Origin of the sequence: Priestia sp. D3YE.R1 (assembly GCF_049199565.1) — a bacterium.
In the GTDB taxonomy this organism is placed as follows: Bacteria; Bacillota; Bacilli; order Bacillales; family Bacillaceae_H; genus Priestia; species Priestia aryabhattai.
Window position 1 is genome coordinate 237,238 of sequence record NZ_JBLTHW010000003.1, and the last position, 23,314, is coordinate 260,551.

At 38.5% G+C, this 23,314-nt stretch carries 23 protein-coding genes and 1 pseudogene; 14 read left to right on the forward strand and 10 right to left on the reverse strand.

What is annotated here, in order from left to right; all coding sequences use genetic code 11:
• The first annotated feature begins 4 nt into the window (after window positions 1-4).
• On the forward strand, window positions 5-907 hold the full coding sequence (locus ACOZIR_RS19505; protein WP_340141376.1) for a GNAT family N-acetyltransferase: 903 nt from the start codon (window positions 5-7) through the stop codon (window positions 905-907).
• A 20-nt stretch (window positions 908-927) separates the two neighbouring features.
• Here ACOZIR_RS19505 and ACOZIR_RS19510 read toward each other — a convergent pair whose 3' ends face one another.
• Together ACOZIR_RS19510 and ACOZIR_RS19515 are read right to left on the reverse strand one after the other, a co-directional pair.
• On the reverse strand, window positions 928-1,473 hold the full coding sequence (locus ACOZIR_RS19510) for a DUF4825 domain-containing protein (protein WP_045290595.1): 546 nt from the start codon (window positions 1,471-1,473) through the stop codon (window positions 928-930).
• A gap of 83 nt (window positions 1,474-1,556) precedes the next feature.
• Window positions 1,557-2,288, reverse strand: coding sequence for a ZIP family metal transporter (locus tag ACOZIR_RS19515; RefSeq protein ID WP_421535759.1), 732 nt, complete (start codon window positions 2,286-2,288; stop codon window positions 1,557-1,559).
• 286 nt (window positions 2,289-2,574) lie between these two features.
• Between ACOZIR_RS19515 and ACOZIR_RS19520 the strand changes: the two genes are divergently transcribed.
• Window positions 2,575-3,786, forward strand: coding sequence for a cytochrome P450 (locus ACOZIR_RS19520; protein ID WP_045290592.1), 1,212 nt, complete (start codon window positions 2,575-2,577; stop codon window positions 3,784-3,786).
• 29 nt (window positions 3,787-3,815) lie between these two features.
• On the opposite strand, the gene ACOZIR_RS19525 is transcribed toward ACOZIR_RS19520, so the two are convergent.
• On the reverse strand, window positions 3,816-4,394 hold the full coding sequence (locus ACOZIR_RS19525; RefSeq protein ID WP_045290591.1) for a TIGR00730 family Rossman fold protein: 579 nt from the start codon (window positions 4,392-4,394) through the stop codon (window positions 3,816-3,818).
• A gap of 303 nt (window positions 4,395-4,697) precedes the next feature.
• Between ACOZIR_RS19525 and ACOZIR_RS19530 the strand changes: the two genes are divergently transcribed.
• The 3 genes from ACOZIR_RS19530 (at window position 4,698) to ACOZIR_RS19540 (ending at window position 8,029) form a co-directional block, all read left to right on the forward strand.
• Window positions 4,698-6,029, forward strand: a complete 1,332-nt coding sequence (locus ACOZIR_RS19530) for an NAD-dependent malic enzyme (RefSeq protein ID WP_045290590.1) — start codon at window positions 4,698-4,700, stop codon at window positions 6,027-6,029.
• A 142-nt stretch (window positions 6,030-6,171) separates the two neighbouring features.
• Window positions 6,172-6,654 (forward strand): PH domain-containing protein, encoded by a 483-nt coding sequence (locus ACOZIR_RS19535; protein ID WP_029714080.1) that lies wholly within the window; start codon window positions 6,172-6,174, stop codon window positions 6,652-6,654.
• A complete protein-coding gene (locus ACOZIR_RS19540; protein ID WP_237758389.1) occupies window positions 6,647-8,029 on the forward strand; it encodes a PH domain-containing protein in 1,383 nt (460 codons plus the stop codon). Before ACOZIR_RS19535 ends, ACOZIR_RS19540 begins: the two co-directional genes overlap by 8 nt.
• Window positions 8,030-8,060: 31 nt before the next feature.
• On the opposite strand, the gene ACOZIR_RS19545 is transcribed toward ACOZIR_RS19540, so the two are convergent.
• Window positions 8,061-9,419 (reverse strand): D-serine ammonia-lyase, encoded by a 1,359-nt coding sequence (locus ACOZIR_RS19545; protein ID WP_340141375.1) that lies wholly within the window; start codon window positions 9,417-9,419, stop codon window positions 8,061-8,063.
• Window positions 9,420-9,574: 155 nt separating this feature from the next.
• Between ACOZIR_RS19545 and ACOZIR_RS19550 the strand changes: the two genes are divergently transcribed.
• Window positions 9,575-9,784: a cysteine-rich CWC family protein gene (locus ACOZIR_RS19550; RefSeq protein ID WP_310878690.1), complete on the forward strand. Its 210-nt coding sequence runs from the start codon at window positions 9,575-9,577 to the stop codon at window positions 9,782-9,784.
• A 1-nt stretch (window position 9,785) separates the two neighbouring features.
• Window positions 9,786-10,724 (forward strand): carbohydrate kinase family protein, encoded by a 939-nt coding sequence (locus tag ACOZIR_RS19555; RefSeq protein WP_421535760.1) that lies wholly within the window; start codon window positions 9,786-9,788, stop codon window positions 10,722-10,724.
• A gap of 24 nt (window positions 10,725-10,748) precedes the next feature.
• Here ACOZIR_RS19555 and cyoE read toward each other — a convergent pair whose 3' ends face one another.
• Window positions 10,749-11,666, reverse strand: coding sequence for a heme o synthase (gene cyoE / locus ACOZIR_RS19560; RefSeq protein ID WP_045290581.1), 918 nt, complete (start codon window positions 11,664-11,666; stop codon window positions 10,749-10,751).
• A gap of 388 nt (window positions 11,667-12,054) precedes the next feature.
• Between cyoE and ACOZIR_RS19565 the strand changes: the two genes are divergently transcribed.
• From ACOZIR_RS19565 to ACOZIR_RS19580, 4 genes are all read left to right on the forward strand, one after another.
• Complete coding sequence (locus ACOZIR_RS19565; protein ID WP_029714073.1) at window positions 12,055-12,672, forward strand: poly-gamma-glutamate hydrolase family protein; 618 nt, start codon at window positions 12,055-12,057, stop codon at window positions 12,670-12,672.
• 95 nt (window positions 12,673-12,767) lie between these two features.
• Window positions 12,768-12,944, forward strand: a complete 177-nt coding sequence (locus ACOZIR_RS19570) for a hypothetical protein (RefSeq protein ID WP_310878692.1) — start codon at window positions 12,768-12,770, stop codon at window positions 12,942-12,944.
• A gap of 59 nt (window positions 12,945-13,003) precedes the next feature.
• A complete protein-coding gene (locus tag ACOZIR_RS19575) occupies window positions 13,004-13,612 on the forward strand; it encodes a class I SAM-dependent methyltransferase (RefSeq protein ID WP_114895125.1) in 609 nt (202 codons plus the stop codon).
• Between the two features lie 524 nt (window positions 13,613-14,136).
• Window positions 14,137-14,571: a MerR family transcriptional regulator gene (locus tag ACOZIR_RS19580; protein ID WP_033578828.1), complete on the forward strand. Its 435-nt coding sequence runs from the start codon at window positions 14,137-14,139 to the stop codon at window positions 14,569-14,571.
• 60 nt (window positions 14,572-14,631) lie between these two features.
• On the opposite strand, the gene ACOZIR_RS19585 is transcribed toward ACOZIR_RS19580, so the two are convergent.
• The 3 genes from ACOZIR_RS19585 to ACOZIR_RS19595 all read right to left on the reverse strand — a co-directional run bounded on the left by ACOZIR_RS19585 (window position 14,632) and on the right by ACOZIR_RS19595 (window position 15,570).
• Window positions 14,632-14,844, reverse strand: coding sequence for a hypothetical protein (locus ACOZIR_RS19585; protein ID WP_013056795.1), 213 nt, complete (start codon window positions 14,842-14,844; stop codon window positions 14,632-14,634).
• 129 nt (window positions 14,845-14,973) lie between these two features.
• Window positions 14,974-15,120: a hypothetical protein gene (locus ACOZIR_RS19590; protein ID WP_152640830.1), complete on the reverse strand. Its 147-nt coding sequence runs from the start codon at window positions 15,118-15,120 to the stop codon at window positions 14,974-14,976.
• 141 nt (window positions 15,121-15,261) lie between these two features.
• Window positions 15,262-15,570, reverse strand: a complete 309-nt coding sequence (locus ACOZIR_RS19595; protein ID WP_013056797.1) for a flagellar hook-associated protein FlgK — start codon at window positions 15,568-15,570, stop codon at window positions 15,262-15,264.
• Window positions 15,571-15,789: 219 nt separating this feature from the next.
• Here ACOZIR_RS19595 and ACOZIR_RS19600 point away from each other — a divergent pair, with 219 nt between their 5' ends.
• Window positions 15,790-16,149 carry a hypothetical protein gene (locus ACOZIR_RS19600; RefSeq protein ID WP_045290575.1) on the forward strand — a complete coding sequence of 120 codons (360 nt, stop codon included), beginning with the start codon at window positions 15,790-15,792 and terminating at the stop codon, window positions 16,147-16,149.
• Between the two features lie 77 nt (window positions 16,150-16,226).
• Window positions 16,227-16,406, forward strand: a pseudogene (locus ACOZIR_RS19605) (H-type small acid-soluble spore protein).
• A gap of 71 nt (window positions 16,407-16,477) precedes the next feature.
• Here ACOZIR_RS19605 and ACOZIR_RS19610 read toward each other — a convergent pair.
• Both ACOZIR_RS19610 and ACOZIR_RS19615 read right to left on the reverse strand, forming a co-directional pair.
• A complete protein-coding gene (locus ACOZIR_RS19610; protein WP_045290574.1) occupies window positions 16,478-17,548 on the reverse strand; it encodes a DUF3900 domain-containing protein in 1,071 nt (356 codons plus the stop codon).
• A 162-nt stretch (window positions 17,549-17,710) separates the two neighbouring features.
• Window positions 17,711-18,613 (reverse strand): LysR family transcriptional regulator, encoded by a 903-nt coding sequence (locus tag ACOZIR_RS19615; protein ID WP_029714063.1) that lies wholly within the window; start codon window positions 18,611-18,613, stop codon window positions 17,711-17,713.
• 134 nt (window positions 18,614-18,747) lie between these two features.
• Here ACOZIR_RS19615 and gltB point away from each other — a divergent pair, with 134 nt between their 5' ends.
• Entirely contained in the window at window positions 18,748-23,301 is a 4,554-nt protein-coding gene (gene gltB / locus ACOZIR_RS19620) for a glutamate synthase large subunit (RefSeq protein WP_421535761.1), read from the forward strand.
• The last annotated feature ends 13 nt before the right edge of the window (window positions 23,302-23,314 follow it).

A 23,314-nucleotide genomic window follows, 5' to 3' on the forward strand; every position in this document is an offset into this window, starting at 1 on the left:
TCCTGTGATTATAATTAAGCCCCTAAGCCAGTGTTCTTTTTCCGATGCGCTACAAGCATTTAATAAAGGTTTTGAAGATTATTATCTTCCACTTGAGATGTCACTAGATCAATTCATTTGTAGGTTTGGTTTGGATCAGCTATCTGTCGATCATTCTTTTGTCGCTTTTTATAATGACACACCAGCTGGAATTATGTTAAATGGAATAAAAAGAGTCAAAGGAAAAAAACACGCTTGGAATGGAGGTACAAGCGTAGCTTTACCTTACCGAAAAATGGGGATTGGTGAAGCCTTGCTAAAAGCCACACTTGAGAGATATCAACAGCAAGGAGTAGTGGAAGCCAGTCTGGAAGCATTTAAAGTGAATGAAAAAGCCATTTACCTTTATCAAAAATACGGATATGAGATTGTAGATGCGCTTTTATTTCTAAAACATAGAGGAAGTTTTCGCGCTTCTTTACTTGAAAAGAAAAATTCGTTTACGTATTCGCTAAAACGAAGAGTTGTAAAAGATATTCAGAACCTATCCTTTTATACATACGACGTTCCGTGGAAAAATCAATTTGACTGTATTCGTGATGGAGAATCGTTTATTGCGTTGAATGAAAAAAACGAAGAAGTTGGCTATCTATTATTTCAAAAGAACTTTTCTTCCATAGGCATTGTGAATTCCGTTACTTTTTATCAAGGAAGCGTTAAGGAACATATCTCAAATTCCGAGGAAGTTCTAAACTTTTTATTGATATCCATTTTTAATATGTATGGGCCAATTGCTTACAATACATATAATCTACCTGAAAAAAGGAATAGCTTACTCGTGAAAATGTTAAAATTATTTGGCTTTCAAGATTTATATACAGATGAAGGAATCAAACTTGAGCAGGTGTTTATGAAAAAACAACTTTAAAAAGCGGCCACCGGCCGCTTTTATTGCATTTCTGTAATTGGATGTGCATCATAAAATTTCTCGATTTTTTCTTGCTGCCTTTCATATTTTGTTTTCCATACTTGATTCCCGTCATTATAATTCCGCAGATCTGTTCCGTAGAAGTCGGTTAACTCTTTTCGAGTAATTGTGATTGTCTGAGGAATAGTCGTATTAATAGTAAAGTGAACGCTGTCGACATTTTGTACGGCAGAAAGTAAAATGGTTGCGTTATGTAAAAGTGTACGTTTGGTTTTAACAGACGTCCAGCTTTTTTCAAACGTATGCTGATTACCTGTTGCAGCGTAGTTAATTGCTAAGTAGTAAGGTTTTTGCGCATTTTGAAAAGTTATACCTTTTAAATAAACGTGTCCTGGAAGTTTATTTGTAATTTCTTCTATTGAAGTATCACGTTCTAAAGAAGAAGTACGATGAATAGAAGAAGCAGAGACTCTTTCGGCAGACAGATTATTATGAGGTGCATAGGCACACCCTGATAGCCAAGTGAACACTGTACAAAGTGTAAGAGAAACATATGTTTTTTTCATAATGGTAACTCCTTTTGTTTATATCTACTTGTAAAGACGAAAGACCTATATATTTTGTTTCATACAAAATATAAGTTTATTCATTAAAAAGACAGATAATCCAAAATAATAGAAGTTAATAACCCTAATGAAGCAATAAAACCAATAACAGGACCACCTTCTTCAAAAGCTTCCGGCAACATCGTAGAAGCAACCATTGCCACAATTCCACCCCCGGCGAATGATGCAATAAAACCCATCATGTTTGGGGTAGCGTCTTGAAGAAATAAGTATCCAATCCAAGAGCAAAGAGCTGATATAAAAAAAACTGAAAGCCATAATGAAAAAATTTTCTTTTGGCTGTATTGGCTTTTTAGTAGTCCGCTTGTCCCGGAGATTCCTTCCGGTATATTACTGATAAAAATAGAGACAACAAGCAGCCAGCTAACGTGATGCTGTTCAATCAAACTTGCGCCAATCATTAGTGACTCAGGTATAGCATCCATAATGGTACCAATAAAAATGGCTAGTCCCGAGCTGGAGGGCACAAGGTGGTTAGAACGTTTTCTTTTGTGAGCGCCTTTTTTAGCTAAGGTCATGTCAAGAAGAGTAAAGAGTCCTGCACCCGTTAAGAAGCCTGAAGAAGAAGCAATAATTCCCGCTTCTTTTACTGAATCTTGAATAAGCTCGTAAGCAGCAGCTCCTAACAAAACGCCCGTGCCAAAAGCCATAATATAAGCAGTCAACTGTTTTTTTAAAGGTACAAAAATAGCTATAATGGCGCCAATTAGTACAGCTGAGCCTGAGATACCACCCCACATAAGGGCATCCATCACATGAGATCCCTACTTTCTTACGTACTTACTTGTAGTGTAACCATCTCTATGATTATTATGAAACAAGATAAATGAACTAAAAAAATGGGGAAAAATCACTTATTTAGACCTTGAATAAAAATACGTCTTTGGTATAATTTACAAAATTTTCTGATTATGTCCGTTGAAAGTGAAAAAACCTTGTGATAGGCTTATCAAAAGATAAAAGATGGAAAAAAATTCTTTTATCCATAGGCGATTAAAAACCTTACCGAGTTTTACTTTTAAACGAAAGAAGGAAGACGAGATGAATCCAAAAGCAGTGAAAAGAGAAAATCGTTATGCTAATTTAATTCCTATGCAAGAAATTAAATCCGTTGAACAGCAGCTTTACCCATTTGATATTTATAATAGCCTGCGTCAAGAAGCACCTATTCGTTACGATGAAAGCCGAAACTGCTGGGATGTATTTGATTATGAAACAGTAAAGTATATTTTAAAAAACCCGTCGCTTTTTTCATCCAAACGAGCAATGGAAGAACGCCAAGAAAGTATCTTAATGATGGATCCTCCAAAACATACAAAGTTACGAAACTTAGTAAACAAAGCTTTTACGCCAAGAGCTATTCAGCACTTGGAGGGTCATATTGAAGAGATTGCAGATTATTTATTAGATGAAGTAAGCAGCAAAAAAAAGTTTGATATAGTAGAAGACTTTGCTGGACCACTGCCGATTATTGTAATAGCAGAGCTACTGGGAGTACCAATAAAAGACCGAGCACTGTTTAAAAAGTACTCCGATGATTTAGTGAGCGGTGCTGAAGATAATTCAGACGAAGCCTTTGCGAAAATGATGCAAAAGCGTAATGACGGTGTGCTTTTTTTACAAGGGTATTTTAAAGAAATTATCGCCGAGCGTCAGAAAAATAAACAAGAAGATCTTATTTCGCTGCTTTTAGAAGCAGAAATTGACGGCGAACATTTAACAGAAGAGGAAGTACTGGGGTTTTGTATTCTATTGCTAGTAGCAGGCAATGAAACAACAACAAACTTAATTACGAACGGAGTCCGGTATATGACAGAAGACGTAGACGTGCAGAATGAAGTTCGTCAAGATATATCGCTAGTTCCGAATCTCGTGGAAGAAACGCTTCGTTATTATCCTCCTATTCAAGCGATTGGACGCATAGCCGCTGAAGATGTAGAACTTGGAGAGTGTAAAATTAAAAAGGGGCAGCAGGTAATTAGCTGGGCAGCAAGTGCAAATAGAGATTCAGCTAAGTTTGAAAGGTCTAACACTTTTGTCGTACATCGTAAAGCGAATCCTCATGTAAGCTTTGGATTTGGCATCCATTTTTGCTTAGGAGCACCGCTAGCAAGAATGGAAGGGAAAATTGCCTTTGCTAAATTACTAGAAAAAGGGGAATTTTCCAAAGTTCAGAATCAGTATTTAAAGCCAATAGATAGCCCTTTTGTTTTTGGTGTAAAAAAATACGAAATTACTTTTAATAACATCTGAAAAGCGAGCGCAAATGATGCGCTTGCTTTTTAGCTTTCAGTGTTCCATTTTTGATCCTCTGAAGGAGACGTGTAGGTGTCCATTGAAGAGATGAGCTGTTCGGGAGTATCAGAAATGTTGATTAGACGAATAGCAGAATCCGTAGAAAATCCTTCATCTACGGCATGCTGAACCATTTGCATAAGCGGGTTGTAGTAGCCGTTCACATTTAATAACCCTACTGGTTTTTTATGTATACCAATTTGAGCCCAGCAAAGAGCTTCAAATAACTCTTCAAATGTTCCGAAACCTCCAGGAAGTGCAATGTAAGCATCAGCTAACTCGTGCATAGTTGCTTTTCTCTCATGCATGCTCTCTACTTCGATGAGTTCTGTCAGCGCGGTATGAACAATTTCACCGCTAAACAAACCGCGGGGCATAATACCAATGACTTCGCCTCCATGCTGAAGCATTTCATTTGCAACTTCTCCCATCAGACCCATTCGTGAGCCTCCGTAAATCAGCCGGTAGTTTTTTTGGGCCATGTAGCGTCCTAGCGAGACGGCGGCCTCTTTATATTCTGTTTTTATTCCAGCGCTTGCTCCTGCAAACACACAAATTGATTTCAATTGCTTCACTCCTTTGTTTCTTTTCTATATAAGTCTTTTCTGTTTATGAAGAACAAATTCCTTCTTAATAATTTATGAATTTTCACAATGCCATCGCTTGATTATTCTAAAAACTTTGCTTATAATCAAAGCGAAACATCTGTTTGAAAGCGTTATCTATTTCTTTTGATGGAAAAGAGAGTACGCATAGATCTACTTGTAAGATAAGTAGATAACATGAACTTATGGGGATTAGACCGTTTTAAACGCTTCATTTAGTAAGCATACGTACTTGCAGGATTAGGACAAGGGGGATATCGGAATATGATGAATAATTTAATACGCACATTAATGGTACAAACACCGACTGTACCGGGAAACTTAGGAAGAGTAGCAACAGCTATCGGAAATGTTGGAGGAGACATTGGCGAGGTTGAAACCGTTAAAGTAGGACATAACTACACCATGAGAAGCATTACGGTTCAAGTAGAAAGTGAAGACCAGCTTGAGGAATTGCTTGAAGCGGTTCGCAGTTTAGAAGGCATTACTTTACATACAGTATCCGATGAAGTTCTTCATGCGCATGAAGGCGGTAAAATTCAAATGAAAAGCAAAATGAAAATTGAATCGATCGCTGACTTAAGAAGAGTGTATACACCAGGTGTAGCAAACGTTTGCCGTGCTATTCAAGAACAGCCCGACAAAGCTAAGATTTATACGAGCATTGGAAATACGGTTGCGATTGTAACGGATGGCACCGCTATATTAGGATTAGGAAATATTGGTCCAGTTGCAGGAATGCCCGTTATGGAAGGAAAAGCTGCGTTATTTGATCAGCTTGCTAATGTAAACGCTATCCCTATTTTGCTAAATGTAAATGAGCCGGAAGAAATTATTCAAACAGTTAAAAATATTTCACCGGGATTTGGCGGTATTTTACTAGAAGATATAGGGTCGCCTCACTGCTTTGAAATTGAAGAACGTTTAAAAGAAGAGCTCGATATTCCAGTTATGCATGATGATCAACATGGAACAGCAGTTGTGACGCTAGCAGCAGCTATCTCAGCTTGTCGCAGCACAGGTGTGAATTTGAAAGAAGCAAAAGTAGGGCAGATTGGCTTAGGAGCTGCCGGTATCGCTACTTGCAGAATGTTCATGGCGTACGGTGTCAAACAGGTGATAGGAGCTGATAAGTCTCCTGAAGCGAATGAGCGCTTAGTCAGCTACGGTGGAAAAGTAGCGGATTCATTAGAAGAGCTTATGGAGAACTGTGATATTGTTGTTGCGACAACAGGTGTACCTGGCTTAATCCAAAAAGAATGGATCCGAAAAGGGCAAATCATTCTAGCACTTTCTAACCCAAAGCCAGAAATTGAACCTGAAGATGCTCTTGAAGCAGGAGCTATTTATGCTACTGACGGCAGGTCAGTGAATAATGTACTCGGCTTCCCAGGTATTTTCAGAGGAGTGTTAAATGCGGGGGTGCGTGATATTACACATACGATGCTTGTAGCTGCAGCTGAAGCCATTGCGAATTCAACGCGTCCAGGCGATTTAGTTCCTCATCCTCTTAATCTAGCTGTACATGAAGCAGTATCTGAAGCAGTTGAAAGAGCGGCTGTTGTACACGGAGAGAAAGACGGCGTTTATCGATAACAAACAAGGCTGCCTCGAAATAGGCAGTCTTGTTTGTTTTTTATCAAAAAATAATAAGAAAATAGCAAACTATGAAACTTTTTTCCTTTTTTAACGTAATATAGTAATAGAAATAGTAAAAAAGGTAGAGAAAGGAGTTTTTATGGAGTTTGAACATTTAAAGGGCAAATTGCCTCTCGAGGCTAAAAAAGCGATGCGCTGGCAATCTATTTTTACGCATAGCCTGTGGCTTCTGGCAACAGCGGGTTATTTTCTACTCGTTCATTTTTTTGATTGGTGGTCAATTATTGGATGGATATCAGCTGGACTATTAGTCGTGAGCTTTATCATATATACAATTATAGCTCCAAATGTATATATGAATGTATATTCATATGAAGTAACAGATACTCAAATTGATGTACAAAGAGGGCTATTCATCTGGTATCATACGAAAATTCCGCTTGTGAAAGTGCAGCACGTTGAAACGTTGACAGGGCCGATTTTTCGGAAATTTGACTTGGCATCTGTTAAAATCATCACAGCAGCTGGAAGTGTCGAAATTCCTGCACTCGGGCAAAGAGATGCTGAAGCACTGCGGGAGTATATTGCTAGACTAGCAGAGGTAGATGATGAAGATGAGTAAGCGGCTGCATCCGCTATATATTGCAATTGCATTTATTGAACATGTAAAAAATAATATCCTGCCTTTTGTATTTGTATTTATTGTCAATCGGCACCTGTTGTTTACATATTGGTGGGCAACGCTATTAGCGGGAGGCGTAGTCGCTTTATTTGCTTTTTTTACTTGGAGGGAATTTCGTTATGAAGTAACGGAAACGGAAGTGCGTCTTTATAAAGGAATTTTTAAAAAAGAAAAACGATTTATTCAACGAAATCGCATTCAATCGATTCAGTTAGATCAGCCGTTTGTTTTTAGAATTCTTTGCTTAGCCCGGCTTCGTATTGACACGGCCAGCAGCGGTACGGATGCTGAAATTGATTTATCTGGTATTTCACTAAAAGAAGCGCACCATCTTAAAGATACGTTAAAGCTGTCAGGAAGTCAGCCGGAAATAAGAGAAAAAAGTCCTGAATGTATGATGAAAGTGTCGGTGAAACAGCTGGCGTTAGCTGCTGCGTTTTCCGGAAATTTTGGCTATATATTTGCTGCTCTTGGTTTTCTCTATCAGTATATTGATACGTATATCAACCGCTGGGTGAAGACAGCTTACGAAGAAGTGATTCATCAATCGATGCTTGGTTTATTTGTATTAGTGGCTGTAATTGTGGTGCTTGCTTATTTGCTGTCTATCGTTTTATATGTGATACGCTTTGGCGGTTTTACAGTGGAACGCTACGATCATTATCTACATATTAAATACGGACTGTTAAATAAGAAATCCCTTACGATTCCTTTTCATAAAATACAGGCTGTTACGATAGAAGAAGGGTTGGTTCGACGCTTATTTGGATGGTCTTCCGTTTCGTTAAACGTCGTAACCTCTGATTTAAAAGAAAAGGTCTATTTACACCCGTTTATCCAGCAAAAAGAGATTTCAGCATTAATGAACGTATATGTCCCGCACTATGAATATATAAAGTGTCCAAGAAATACAGCTATTCAATATGCATGGTACCCATTATTATTACCGCTCTTGTTACTTGCAGCGGCAGGGATTGGCATCAGCTTTTGGAAATCAATGTTCGTGTGGGTTATTGCCGTGCTATCCCTTGTGTACGTACTTATTCAGTGGTTAGGATATCGCCAAGGCGGCTTAATGATGGACGAGGTATTTGTCAGTATTCGCTCGCAGTTTTTAACACGAAAAACAACGATTATTAGAAGAAAGAAAGTGGAACAAATCGAGGTGTTTGCAGGTACCTTTCTATGGAAAAAAGGATACAGGAAAATAAAAATTTCAACTATGGGTACAAGCGGCAGCTATAAGTCGGGATATTTTCCCTTTGAAATTTGGTATCCTATCTTTCTGCAAGCTACTTCTTCTAAAAAGGCATGAAGAACATCATTGTTCTCCATGCCTTTTAACGTTATCTATTCATTAAATTTTTTCCTTGCTCGTAATAGCTATTCATCACTTCAACTGGCACCATACTGCCTCCAGTTGACCAGACAAGGTGAGTAGCTTTTGACATATCGCTTTCTAGTGCTTGCGCTTGTATATATGAAGACCCGCTTTCCATCAGGTGAAGAGGTCCTTGTAAACCAGCCGCTGCTGAAGGTTCTATATACATATTTTGACGATTGGCTAGCTCATAAATAAATCGGAAAAGCTGATCATCTTCTACAGTATAAATTCCGCTAATAAGCGATTTTATCGTTTCGCCTACAAAGCTAGATGGCCTTCCTACAGCTAGTCCATCGGCAGCTGTTACGTTATCAAGTCCAATATCCGTAACGGAAATGCCATCATGCAGCTCGGTCATTAATCCAAGCAGCATGCAAGGGGAGTGAGTAGGTTCAGCAAAAAAGCAGTGAACGTGATCACCGTAGATTGCTTTTAATCCAAACGTAATACCGCCAGGACCTCCGCCTACTCCGCAAGGTAAATAGACAAACAAAGGGTGTTCGGCGTCTACTTGAATTTGCTGCTCGGCTAGCTGCTTTTTCAAACGTAAAGCCGCAACGGAATAACCAAGAAATAAATCTCTAGACTGCTCATCGTCAATAAAATGACAGGCGGGGTCTGCTTCGGCTTGCTTTCGTCCTTCTTCCACGGCTTTTCCGTAGTCAGACTGATATTCAATAACGGTTACACCTTTAGAACGAAGCAGATCTTTTTTCCATTTTTTAGCGTCCGCTGACATATGGACGGTGACATTAAAGCCGAGAGTAGCGCTCATAATACCAATGCTTAAACCTAAATTACCGGTAGATCCTACTGAAATAGAATAAGAAGAAAATAACTTTTTACATCGTTCTTCAGCTAGAAGAGCGTAGCTGTCTTCCTCGGTAAGCAGTCCTTTTTTGATAGCAAGACTTTCAGCAAACTTTAATACTTCATAAATGCCGCCTCTTGCTTTAATAGAACCTGATATGGGAAGATCGTGATCGCATTTCATCAATAATTTTCCTTGCAGCTTATTATTCATTTGTTGATTTAAATAGTCTTTCATGTATGCAATTTCTTGAAGAGGTGATTCAATGATTCCTTTTGATGCTTTCAGCTCCGGAAAAGCGATTTGAAGAAAAGAAGAAAAGCGAGAAAGTCGCTCTTTTGCCTCTTTTATATCTTTGGGATGTAAAGAAAGAGAAGAAAGTGCTTCTTGAGCAGGTTTTATATAAGGATTTATCCAAAGTATTTCCTGTTTATTGATTAAAGGTGTTAGTAAAGGATATTCATGCATCCATGTAGCAAGGGGTTTTTGGTGAAATAAATGTGTCGTCATAAAGGCTCCTTTCGCGATATGTTATTTCCTTTATATGTATAATATCAAGAATAGAAGAAGTTGAAAACGAAAATATCAAAAAGCGCATTTTAACTACCTCTTGTATACTAATAGGGATAACCTATACAACTGCATAGAAAAAAGGAGAGGAATTTATGGCATTTTCAGGTGATGATAGCACATGTCCTATCTGCGGAGAGAGAAATAACTGTGCTTCTGTACAAGGCAGAGAAATAGAAAAGTGTTGGTGTATGCAGAAAGTTTTTACCCCTGATCTGTTTAAACAAATTCCTTTAGACAGCAGAGGAAAAGCGTGTGTATGCGTCAAATGCGTTGGGAGACAGAAGAAAGAAGGTAGGGATTAACGTGAAAAAAGGAATTATTTCATATGGTGAGGCATTTATTGATTTTATCGCCAAAAATGAATCTAACACTGACTTTGCCCCTTTTTTAGGAGGCACAACCGTTAATGTAGCAGTTGGAGTTCAGAAGCTAGGAGCAAAAGCATATTATATCTGCAAGTTAGGCAGTGATGAAACAAGTGATTTCGTAAGAAAGAAGCTTTTAATTGAAGGAGTAAACCAAAGCGGCTGTGTAACATCGAAGACGAAAAAAGTTTGTGAAGTGTATGTACATAAAAGTAAAGAAGGAGATCGTCACTTTCATTCCTACATAGATTCTACACCTCATGAGCAAGTGTATAAACATGAGCTGCAGGAACCTTTATTTGAGCAGGCAGCGATTTTTTATTTTGGGTCAGGCACGTTGTTTCATCGGATTTCCCAGGAAACTACGAAAGAAGCTGTAAGGCTCGCAAAAAAATATCGTATGCTGGTAGCATTTGATCCAAATATCCGAATGAAAAGATGGGAAAGTGAAGCAGCATGTAGAAATACCGTAACACCGTTTTTGTACGAAACAGATATTTTGAAAATCTCTCAAGATGAGCTCCTATTTTTGATGAATTCAACAGATCTGACAGAAAGCCTAGAAAAACTGAGATCGTATCATATTCCGTACGTATGGATCACTCAAGGAGAAGATGGGGCAGTAGCGGTTACTGCAAATCAAACGCTTCATGTGAGTGCAAAAGAAGTGCAGGCGATAGACACGACGGGAGCGGGTGATGCATTTATGGCAGGAATTCTCTGGTGTATTCATGAAAAAGGGTTACCTGAAAGTGAGGAGTCACGGAAGCGGTACACAATGTTTGCCAACGCGTTAGGTGAAGCAGTTTCAGCGAGGTACGGAGGAATGATTTCACTGAAAGCAAAAGATGTATCTAGTATAAAAGCAGGTAGCTGATAGCTACCTGCTTTTGAACGTTTATTATTTAAAAAACGACAGTATAATCATAAGGGCAAAAATAATCGTAAGATGGTTCAATGAGAACACAAACATTAAAGTAGCCCATTTTGTATCTTCTAATTTTTTAAATCCAACAATCCCAAGAAGCATCCACACTAGTGTTAAACCGAACGTTGTAAATGCGATAATTTTACTAAACGATAAAAATAAGAAAGATGCCGCTAGTAAAATAACTAGGTATACAAGCGTTTGGACTTTGGAACGACGGATCCCTTTTACTACAGGAAGCATTGGTACACCTGCGGCTTTATATTCCTCAAGTCTTCTAATCGCAATAGCGTAGAAGTGAGGAGGCTGCCATAAAAACATAAATACAAACAATCCAATTGCTACCGGATGAAATAAGTCTGGTGAAATAGCGGCCCAGCCAATGATTGGAGGCATAGCTCCAGAAATACTTCCGACTTCGGTATTATAAATGGTTGTACGTTTTGTAAGCATAGTATAAGGCACTACATAAAAGAAAAATCCTAAAATACCCATAATGGCGGCCATGTTAGAAACTAAAAATAAAATACCTACACCGATAACAAATAAAGCCAGTCCTAACCATAGAGCAAATTTAGGGTTGACCGCTCCTGTCACAGTCGGTCTGTCTTTCGTACGTTTCATGATCGCATCAATATCACGGTCATAGAAGTTATTAACTGCCCCAGCTCCTCCTACGACAAAAGATGTCCCAATTAAAGCCAAAATAATGATAGGAATTTGTGTCACAAAGCTTAAGTCGTTAACAGCAATTGCGAGACAAAGCCCAGCAACCATTCCTAGTGAGTTCGATTTAATAATCCCAGTTTTTATAATAGCACTGATTACTTCCCGGGAAAAATACTGATTGATAGGAAGTGATTCCTTTGTGATAACTTCGGTATTTTTCACAGCAATTCTCCTTTTTGAGCTTATTCTTACATGAATAAACATAATCTTTATTAATCAACTAAACTATTTTAACAAAAAAATATCGTAATTACATCAAGGTTGCTCGTAAAATTTGTTAACATTCCTTGAACTTTTTAAAAAAACAAAGAATAATGTCGAATTACCAATTGAAAATAAGTACATCCTTTATTATAAGATAAAAATGGAATGCTTAAAAATGAAAATTTTGACTATCTGGTGAACTTTTAACGAGCAAGAAACTCGAACTTAATCGTACCATATTTATTGGTAATTGCAATCACATAGTATGTGATGAAAGAAAAGATGTGGTACATTAAAGAAAAGACTAATAAGTTTATTTACTATGTCTTATTCACAAGGAGGATATATGATGCCAGATAAATATGCTAGCTTCTCTGAACTTGCCTCTTATGAAGTATACAACCAAGACTACAAAATTCAATTTGAAATCAGACCTTCTAACATTATTATGCTCGCGATACACGGTGGAGGTATTGAAACTGGAACATCCGAACTTGCTGTTGGACTAGCAGGAAACGAATACTCGTACTATATATTTGAAGGGTTAAAGAAATCAGGAAATGCCGACCTTCATATCACATCCACTCATTTTGATGAACCTCATGCGCTAACTATTATATCGAAAGAAGACTATGCAGTATCTTTTCATGGATACAATGATAAAAGTGAAAAACACACTAAAATCGGCGGTGCTGACAAAGCGTTAAGGTCCAAAGTACATGAAGCGCTTGTTTCCAAAGGCTTTAGTACAGAAATTTTATCAGATCAAGACCCTTTTTCCGGTACAAGCCCCAGAAATATAACCAATAAAACAGCTAGGCGGATGGGTGTGCAAATTGAGATAAGTAAAGCGCAAAGAGAAGCATTTTTTGCAACTAACACGAGAAATGAACGTAAAAATTCTAAAACCCAGGAATTTTTTGAGTATATATCAGCTATTAGAAGTGCATTTCCTCTTAGATAAATCAGATACGTTTAGTATTTATTAAACAGGTTAGATTTATTACGGACATGTTTGTGGTATACATATAGTAACTACATAAACTGGAGGAGATAATCATGAAAAAGTTTGACCAAGAAGATACCCTAGAACGACTTAAAGCCTCTTATCGATATTTAAAAAGCGTAGATATATCAGAAATCAGCACATTAGATAATCAAAAACGAGCGGAGGCTGTGCAGTTAATCGAAGAGATTGGTCTTAAAATATCAGAAATGCGTGTGAAAGTAGAGTGAGAAAGAAGGACATTTGTCCTTCTTTCTCTTTTTCAACAACTATAAATAGGAGATTGGCCATGAATGAGCAATATTATGACGCTTTATTAAATATAAAAACAACGGGAGAACAAAAGGGATTTAATGATTCATTTCATTACCATCGTTATGAACCCACACCTTATCGTGCATTAGAAACACTTTTCACTCAGTATGAGCTAACAAGCAGCGATAGAATTGTCGACTTTGGGTGTGGGAAAGGAAGGCTGAATTTTTATGTAAACTACCTATGTAATGCCACCGCTGTAGGGATAGAAATGAATGAGCACTTTTATGAGCAGGCCATAGATAATCAGAGGCGCTATTTAAAAAAAGCCAAGGGCCGAAAACGTCATATTCATTTTCAGTGTTGTTTAGCCCAGGAATATAAGATTCATCCACTAGACAACCGCTTTTATTTTTTTAATCCTTTTTCAGTTCAAATTTTTATCCAAGTAGTGAACAATATTTTGCTTTCGTGGGAAGAGAATAAGCGCGAGATTGATTTGATTTTGTATTATAGTTCAGAGGATTATCTTCATCATCTCGAAAAACACCCTTCTTTCACTTTAAAAGAAGAGGTAATGCTGCCAGAGTTGGATCGTAAAAATCCATATGAACGGTTTTTGATTTATAAAGTAGCTTATTAAGACGACCTATTTACTATTTTATAAAACTGTATCGTCGCCGGTTCTATTTAACAAATCAGCAGGGGCTAGAACAAGACCCGCTGATTTTATTTATAACTTTTTAGAAAATAAAGCATAACACTTTATTATGTAAGCGCTTTCTGTTATAATGGAATTAGGTTGGATAGCATGCGTGGCTATCGGTGTACTCAGCGCAGGCGGGGCTAGTACAGAAAGAGAAGGCTACATACAAGTTAATAAACATTTAGTCGATAGAAATAAGAAGTCTCAAAAACAAATTTATTAATTTGTATGCTAAATCGTAAATTAACAAAAACAGCATTTATGATAAGCTTTTAGAGAAAAGAACCCAGCATATACTGTATAAGCAATTTTTTTACTCTAAAAAAGGGTAAAGAAATTGCTTATTTATTTTTAAATAAGTGCACAGCTGTTCAGATTTGTTTTGAGATATCTAGCGTTAGTGTATAATAGTAACAAGTACGAAAAGTTGACATTGTTAATTGATTAAAGGGGATTTAAAAATGAGTGAACTAAAAATAGATGATGTAGCGAAGCAAAGCGGTTTAACAAAACGTACGATTCGTTATTACGAACAAATTGGACTGATGCCAGCACCTCCAAGAAGTGAAGGTGGATTTCGTCTGTACACCGAAGAACATGTAGAATTCTTAAAGAAAATTACCAATGCCAAAGAAGTCATGGGTTTTTCACTTCAAGAATTACAGGAATTTCTTGCTTTAAGTGATACTCTTGAAATACAAAAGATGGATTATAGGCAAGTGAAAGGAACAAGTCAACAAAAAGAAAAGTTAGAGCAAGTGTTACATACGGTAGAAGAGCAGCTCAAGCTGATTGAACAGAAAAAGAAAAACATCTTAAAAGTAGAGTCTGACCTTCTGTCACTGAGAGATCGTGCTAAGGCTGCAATTGTAAAATTTGAGCAGGAAGAATCATAAAAAGCAGGCGCATTCACCAGAAGAGTGCGTCTGCTTTTATGGTTTTTATAGGGCATTCATTTATGATTGTGAAGTGTTTTCTTCTAACTGTACCCCTAAAAGAAGTAGAATAGCCTGTATCCCATCGGCTTTTCCACTGTGAAAGCTTCTTGTTTCAGCATCCAAAGCTTCATTTACAGATTCCATCATATTTGATTCGTATAAGTCTAAAATCAATTGTTTTCCTTCGGGACTCAAATGCAGCTGCCCGCGTTCCTTCATTTTAAACTTCAACTTCTTCAACTCCCTTTCCCATAATACTATCAGTATACAAAATTAATAACATTTACGTAAACGTTAATTTTTGTATATGGACAGAAGAACATATTGAGTATAGGTACTAAGTGAGGTGAGAGATACTGGTTATCCTTTGTTTGTTTTAATGTTTGTCAGCTTATAGCCGCAAGCTGAGCATGTATAGATAACGTTTTGATTGGACTGAGCAGTTAAAACGGTAGCAAGCTCTTTTTGAGAATGACAGTTAGGACAAATAACAACAGGGGATTTCATGTAATTTTCTCCTTTTCTTTTTCATAGTCAAATTTTATTTTATGTAAAGTTTAATCAAATATCCTTCGTGCTATCAAAAACGACGGAAGACATGTAAAAAAGCATTCTCGTTCAAAAGAAACGGGAATGCTTAAGGTGAGTTTAAAATCCGTCCTGGCTTGCTGTAAATGGAATGTTAAGTCTTCTTTCTACATTGCGTAAGCGCTGATTTAATCTGTTTATACGGTCAGTATGTCGCTCAACAACTCGATTTAAACGAGTGATTTCTCTGACTTGCTCCTCATTTTGTCTCTCAAGGGCACGAATTCTTCGTTCAAATCCTCCAAGATTTTGAAGCTGCTGTCTTTCATCGTATTCTTCATGCTGTGGTACGTAAGGGGGATAGTATTGTTGAACTGAGTAATCAACTTGCTGAGGAATATATCCAGGGTTGAAATAATAAGGGTTCATTAGGGCACCGCTCCTTTTAAATAGTAAATTCAAATCAAACACGATATAACGTATGCGAAGATAAAAAAAATGCTATAGGCACATACCTAAAGACATTCTGTATTTAAAAAGGAAAGTATTTTTAAAAGCGAAAAGGAGATAGCTGCCTCTTTCTTGAATATGCAAAATAGAAAAGCTTCTTTTTTAGACACTTTATTTAAGAAAGAGGGAAAGTGACCGATGGCTCAAGGGAAACAAAAACCAGCACCTAAAATAGAAGAATCAAAAGCTCCGCCTGCAAAGAAACAAAAGTCGAAGAGCCGCAGCACCAAAAAAGCGCAGCCTCCTATATCGCCCTGGGTAAAAGCTGCTTCCGCTTTATCTAACATTGATTTCATTCGTTTGTTTCGAGTGCTGTTTCTTGCTTTGGTGGTTGGTTTTATTGTGTATCAATATATTTTACTTACAAAAGGGATCTTCATCAAAACATACGTAAACCTTTGGCATCATCACAAAATGATCTTGCTGGCTGGAGCTGTATTTATTATCTATACTTCTTTCATCTTTTACCTTGGCTACCGCACCGCTAAAAAGCGCTAGAACTATTCTAAACGGCGAATATCATTCATTCTTTAAGCAAACCTTATATGTATATTAGCATAGAGGGGGGAAGAAACGTGGACAAGCAGCGAGCAAACCAAATTGCTGATTCACCCGTTATGGCTAACGTTACGTAAAACGATACGGCCGTTTATATTCAACATGTAAGCGAAGAAAATGATACGGCAAGAATTTATCCGCTAGGTCAGCCTGAAAATGAACAAAATGTTGCGGTGAGCCAATTAGTAGAGAATTAAGGTGGATAAATAGAGCTGCTTTTTCAGTTAAATAAAAGACAGAGAGCACAATACAGCTCTCTGGCTTTTATTTATTCTTCCCATTTCTTACTGCTAATTTTCTCAATAATCCCGTGCAAATCACCTGGCTTATGAAACTCAATCGGGGAAGCGCCTTTTTCAAATAGAATCGATTCCGCTTCAATTAACGCCACGTAGCGTCCGTTCACTTTCGCTAAGTGAATATTTTCCCCGAAATCAGCTAACAGCCCTTTAATCTCTGTTTCGCCAAGCTTCATTTTAAGCTCCGCATCAGGCGTATGCTCGACGATATGAGCAGCAGCTTCCATGACTTGATGGGTATCTAAACGTTCTTGAAGCTCACGCTTTTCACTTGTTGCCCACAGTTCCATGTCCGATTCAAACTGTTCAAGTTCTACGCTTTCTGCTTCAAACGTTTCGCTGACGTGTTCACGCACCATATCCATCACTTGTGTTTTCATAATCTCAGGCATCGGCTCGTTGTAGTCAATGAATTTCAAGAAGTCTTCAAAGTAACGGGCATGAGACGCTTGGTGGATGACGAGTTCACTTTCTTCCACCATGCCTTCTTCAGGCATGTAGGGGTATTGAATGGATTTCATGTTTTTAGTAGTAATCGCCATCTCTACGTGGCGAATAAGGGTTGATTCATCTGAAATTGAAGCCACTTTTGGTTCAAAGTCACATTTTAAAATAAACACAAAAGCATGATCAAAATATTTTCTTGGAACAGCAGATACAACTAAAAATGCTCCTCCTCGAACGGCTGCAGTATCAAGGTACGCATTGATAAACTGTTCGCTGTTTTCTTCAAATTCTTCTTTGGTTGTGGCAAAACGAGTGCGGTGAAATAAATTATAATTAGGGTTTGAATCGAGTGCGTGTCCTGGTTCAACTATAAAATACCCAAGCTTTGTAGGCACTTGTTCTGCTTTAGGGTGTCGCTCTACTTTGCGTTTTACAATTTTTTTAAATTCACCGTCTAAAAAATCTTTAATGGAACTTTCTTCATATTCTTCCGTATCAAGCGTTTGAAAATGCTTATATTGTTTAGAGGCCTGTTCTTCTTTTCCTTCTACTTGTATTACGTAAAATGATAAAAAATTAATTTTAAAATCCATAGCAGTCACCTTGTTTCTTTTTAGTCAGTTACTTCAGTATAAGAAAGAGTCCGGTAAGCGTCAATGCCTGTTAGCTTTAAGGAAAAAGAAGATCTATTTATAGAATTGATCAGCTGAGAAATAGTGTGTAAAGCAAAGAATAAGAGAGGCAGGGGGCCTCTCTTATTTATACTGCTCCAACCGTTCAAAAAAGGTTTTGACAAACTTATAAAAAATTTTATCAGAAGGTGCTAAATCACGGTTTCTAGGAATAATCATCCCGACTGTACGCTGAAGCTGCGGCGTATGAATAGGAAGTTTAGTCGTGAAACGAGGAGTCGTTTCAGACACTGTGCTTTCAGGAAGAAGCGTGACGCCAATTCCTGCGGATACAAGACCTTTAATCGCATCTAAATCTTCTCCTTCAGATGAAATATTAGGCATGAATCCTGCTTGTTTGCAAGCATCAAAGGCCATTTTATGTAAAATGAATCCTTTTGGAAACAGCACAAAATTTTCATTTCTTAAATCCCGCAGCCGGATGTTGTCCCGTTCAGCGAGCGGATGATGAGAAGGAACAAGGGCTAAAAGATTTTCAGTGAATAGAATATGCCCTTCTATACTCTGGTCCTCTACAGGTACAGGGCCTAAAAAAGCGATATTAATATCTCTTTTTTTAACCGATTCAATTAAAAATTTGTACGAACCTTGTCTAAGATGAAAAGCAACATTTGGGTGTTCTTCTTTAAAGGCTGATATAATAGTAGGAAGAAGGTGACTAGCAAGACTTGTTGGAAATCCGATTTTAATCGTCCCTCTTTCGGGATCCAAGTATTCATCAATTTGTTCTTTCGCATAGTCAATAGCTTTCATAGCCGTCTCCGTATGCTCAAGAAAGACTTTTCCTATTGCTGTTAGCTTGACATTTCTTCCTTCGCGTTTGAATAAACTAACACCTAGCTCAGATTCCAGGTTCGCGATTTGACGGCTGATTGCTGATTGAGCTACATGCAGATATTCTGCCGCCTCAGATACGTGTTCTCTTTTTGCAACTTCCATAAAATAGCGTAATTGACGCAGTTCCATAAGCATCCTCCATCTATATATATCAAAATTAGATTAGTTTTATCTAAATTATATATTGTTTATATTGATTTGAAAACTTACAATGTAAACAGGTGATCTTAAAAAGATAAAGAAAACGAACGGGGGAGAAGAAGATGACATACAATCAAATGCCAAAAGCTCAAGGTCTCTACCGTCCTGAATTTGAGCACGATGCATGTGGAATCGGACTATACGCTCAATTGAAAGGCGTAGCGTCACATGATATCGTTAAAAAAGGACTAAATATGCTTTGCCAGCTTGACCATCGAGGCGGACAGGGAAGCGATCCGCTAACAGGAGATGGAGCTGGATTAATGGTACAAATTCCACACGCGTTCTTTAAAAAGACATGCGTTGAATTGAACTTGCCAGAAAAAGGTCGTTATGGAGTTGGAATGATCTTTTTCTCAAATAACGAAGACGAGCGCCGAGAAATCGAAGCTTATATTAATAAATTAATTGAAGAAGAGGGACAAACGTTACTAGGTTGGAGAACTGTACCTGTAAATGTCGGAAAAATCGGAAAAGTTGCAAAAGAAAGCTGTCCGTACGTACGACAAGTATTTATTGGGGCAAATGACAGTATTCAAGATGACTTAGCGTTTGAACGCAAGCTGTATGTTATTCGCAAGCAAGCGGAAAATTGGGCGCAGGCGCGTCAAAACCGTTTTTATTTCACGAGTCTTTCAAGCAGAACAATTGTGTACAAAGGGTTATTAACGCCTGAGCAAGTTGATGCTTTTTATCTTGACCTACAAGATGAAGACTTTACTTCAGCGTTTGCTTTAGTGCATTCTCGCTTTAGCACAAACACGTTCCCAAGCTGGGAAAGAGCACATCCAAACCGTTATTTAATTCACAACGGTGAAATCAATACGCTTCGCGGTAATCAAAACTGGATGAGAGCGCGTGAACAGCAGTTTGTTTCGGACGCATTTGGTAAGGATTTGCCGAAGGTTCTTCCAATTTTAGATGCTGAAGGAAGCGACTCATCTATGTTAGATAATGCGCTAGAGTTCTTTGTATTGGCCGGCCGCAAGCCAGCGCATGCAGCGATGATGCTTATTCCAGAGCCTTGGTCTGAGAATCCGCACATGTCAAAAGAAAAACGTGCTTTCTATGAGTATCATAGCGCATTAATGGAGCCATGGGATGGTCCGACTGCTATTTCGTTTACGGATGGAAAGCAAATCGGTGCTATTTTAGACCGTAACGGTTTACGTCCAGCTCGCTATTATGTTACAAAAGATGATTACATCATACTTTCATCAGAAGTAGGCGTCATTGATGTTGAAGATGAAAATGTGTTATATAAAGATCGTTTAAGTCCAGGTAAAATGCTTCTAATCGATTTAGAGGAAGGCCGAATTATTTCAGACGAAGAAATTAAATCTGAAATGTCACAGGCTGAGCCTTATCAAGAGTGGTTAGATGAACAGCTGGTAACGTTGCCAGAAGTGCAGGGAGAAAAATCTGAATACTTCGATGATTTGGTTATTCGCCAGAAGTCATTTGGCTACACGTATGAAGATATTCATAAATATTTAGTTCCAGTTATTACAGAAGGAAAAGATCCGCTTGGTTCAATGGGTAACGATACTCCATTAGCCGTGTTGTCCGATCGTCCTCAATCGCTGTTCAATTACTTTAAGCAGCTGTTTGCTCAAGTAACGAATCCACCGATTGATGCTATTCGTGAACAGTTGGTTACATCGACAATGACATTGCTTGGTGCAGAAGGGAATTTACTGCATCCAACCAAAGAAAACATTCATCGAATTCAGCTTGAGACGCCGGTTTTAACAAACGATCAAACTCATCAGCTGAAGTCTGCCATTCATCCAGATTTCAAAAGTGCTGTTATATCTGCTGTGTTTACAAATGATTTAAAAGCAGATCTTGATCGCATATTTGCTGAAGCTGAAGCGGCAATTAACGCAGGCGCTAGCATTCTTGTTCTGACAGACCGTGAAGTGGGAGCTCAATCTGTAGCTATGCCAGCTTTATTAGCGGTCAGCGGGCTGCACCAGCACCTAGTGCGAAAAGGAAACCGTACAAAGGCGAGCATTGTAGTGGAAACAGGAGAAGCGCGTGAAGTGCACCACTTTGCAGCGCTTATTGGTTACGGCGCAGACGCAATTAATCCATATCTTGCTTTTGCAACATATCAAAATGAAATTAACGCAGGTACGCTAAACGTATCGTATGACTATGCTGTTGAGAAATATGTAAAAGCCGTTACTGAAGGTGTCGTAAAAGTAATGTCTAAAATGGGTATTTCAACGGTGCAAAGTTATCGGGGCGCACAAATTTTTGAAGCAGTTGGAATCAGTGCAGAGGTTATCGAGCAATATTTTACAGGTACTGCCTCGCAGCTTGGCGGTATCGGTTTAGATGTTATTGCAAAAGAAGCGAAAACGCGTCATGACAATGCTTATGTTGAAACAATTGAGCAAACGTTAGAGTCAGGAAGCGACTTCCAGTGGAGACATACGGGCGAGCATCATGCGTTTAATCCAAAAACAATTCACACGCTGCAGTGGGCTTGTCGTAAGGGAGATTACAGCTTATTTAAAAAATTCTCTGAATCGGCTAATGAAGAACGCATCGGTTTCTTGCGCAACCTATTCTCGTTTAATGGAACGCGCTCATCTATCTCCATTGATGAAGTGGAATCAGTTGATTCGATTGTAAAACGTTTTAAATCAGGTGCTATGTCGTTTGGATCTTTAAGTCAAGAAGCTCATGAAACATTAGCGATTGCGATGAACCGTTTAGGCGCACGCAGTAACAGTGGAGAAGGTGGCGAGCATCCTAGCCGCTACACTGTGGATGAAAATGGAGATAATCGCCGCAGTGCGATTAAACAGATTGCTTCTGGCCGTTTTGGAGTGAAAAGTCATTACCTTGTGAATGCGGATGAGCTTCAAATTAAAATGGCACAAGGTGCAAAACCCGGAGAAGGCGGTCAGCTTCCAGGAAACAAAGTATATCCATGGGTAGCAGATGTGCGTGGATCAACGCCAGGAGTAGGCTTAATTTCACCTCCTCCACACCACGATATTTACTCGATTGAAGATTTAGCACAGCTTATTCATGACTTAAAAAATATAAACCGTGATGCACGAATCAGCGTCAAACTCGTTTCAAAAGCAGGAGTAGGAACGATTGCTGCCGGAGTAGCAAAAGGAGTAGCGGACGTTATTGTTATTAGCGGTTACGACGGAGGTACGGGAGCATCTCCAAAAACAAGTATTAAACATACGGGACTACCGTGGGAACTTGGCTTAGCAGAAGCTCATCAAACGCTTATGTTAAACGGTCTTCGCGAAAAGGTAGTGCTTGAAACAGACGGGAAATTAATGACGGGTAAAGATGTAGTCATGGCAGCACTTTTAGGAGCAGAAGAGTTTGGTTTTGCTACGGCCCCTTTAATTGTTTTAGGCTGTATCATGATGCGTGCATGTCACTTAGATACATGTCCAGTTGGAGTGGCGACACAAAACCCAGAACTTCGTAAAAAGTTCCTAGGAGAAGCGGATCACATCGTTAACTATATGAAATTTGTTGCACAAGAAGTGCGCGAAATTATGGCTGAACTTGGATTTAAAACAGTGGATGAAATGGTTGGACGTACAGACGTATTGAGCGTTAGCGAACGTGCGAAAAATCACTGGAAGGCGCAGCACTTAGACTTAACAACTCTTTTATATCAAGCTGAAGGTGTACGTACCTTTAAAACACCTCAAAACCATAAAATTGACCAATCTCTTGATATGCAAAAAATCTTGCCTGCGGTACAGCAAGCAATCGAGCACAAGTATCAAGTTGAGTTAGAACTGCCAATTTCTAATATTAACCGTGTAGCTGGAACAATTGTAGGAAGTGAAGTTACAAAACGTTACGGTGAGAAAGGTCTGCCAGAAGATACGATTACTCTTCGATTCACTGGCTCTGCAGGACAAAGTTTTGGTGCATTTGTTCCAAAAGGGATGTCTATGTATCTAACTGGAGATGCAAATGATTATATCGGAAAAGGATTATCAGGAGGTAAAATCATTGTTGCTCCACCTAAGGAAACAACAGCTGTGTCAGGTGAAAATGTTATCGTTGGGAACGTGGCGTTTTACGGTGCAACAAGCGGTGAAGCTTATGTTAGCGGGCTAGCAGGAGAACGTTTTGCGGTTCGTAACAGCGGTGTGAACGTAGTAGTTGAAGGAATTGGCGATCATGGCTGTGAATATATGACTGGCGGACGTGTTGTCGTATTAGGTGATGTAGGTAAAAACTTTGGTGCAGGAATGTCTGGCGGTATTGCTTACGTATTTGCTGATGATCAAGAAGTATTCAAAAACCTTTGTAATAAAGACATGATTGGGTTTGAGAGCTTAAAAGGAGAAGAAGCAGAAGAAGTAAAAGAGATGATTACAAATCATTTGAAATATACTGACAGTCATAAAGCAGCATTTGTATTAGAAAATTGGGAAGAATCGCTTTCGAAATTTGTAAAAGTGATTCCGAATGATTATAAACGCATGATGAATCGCATTGAAGAGCAAAAAGCAGCTGGATTAACGGAAGAAGAAGCAGCTATGAGTGCGTTTGAGGAAAATGCAAAACAAGAAAAGAAAGCATCGGCAAAACAACAAGAAGCGGTAGCTCAGTAAGAAAGGGGAGAGT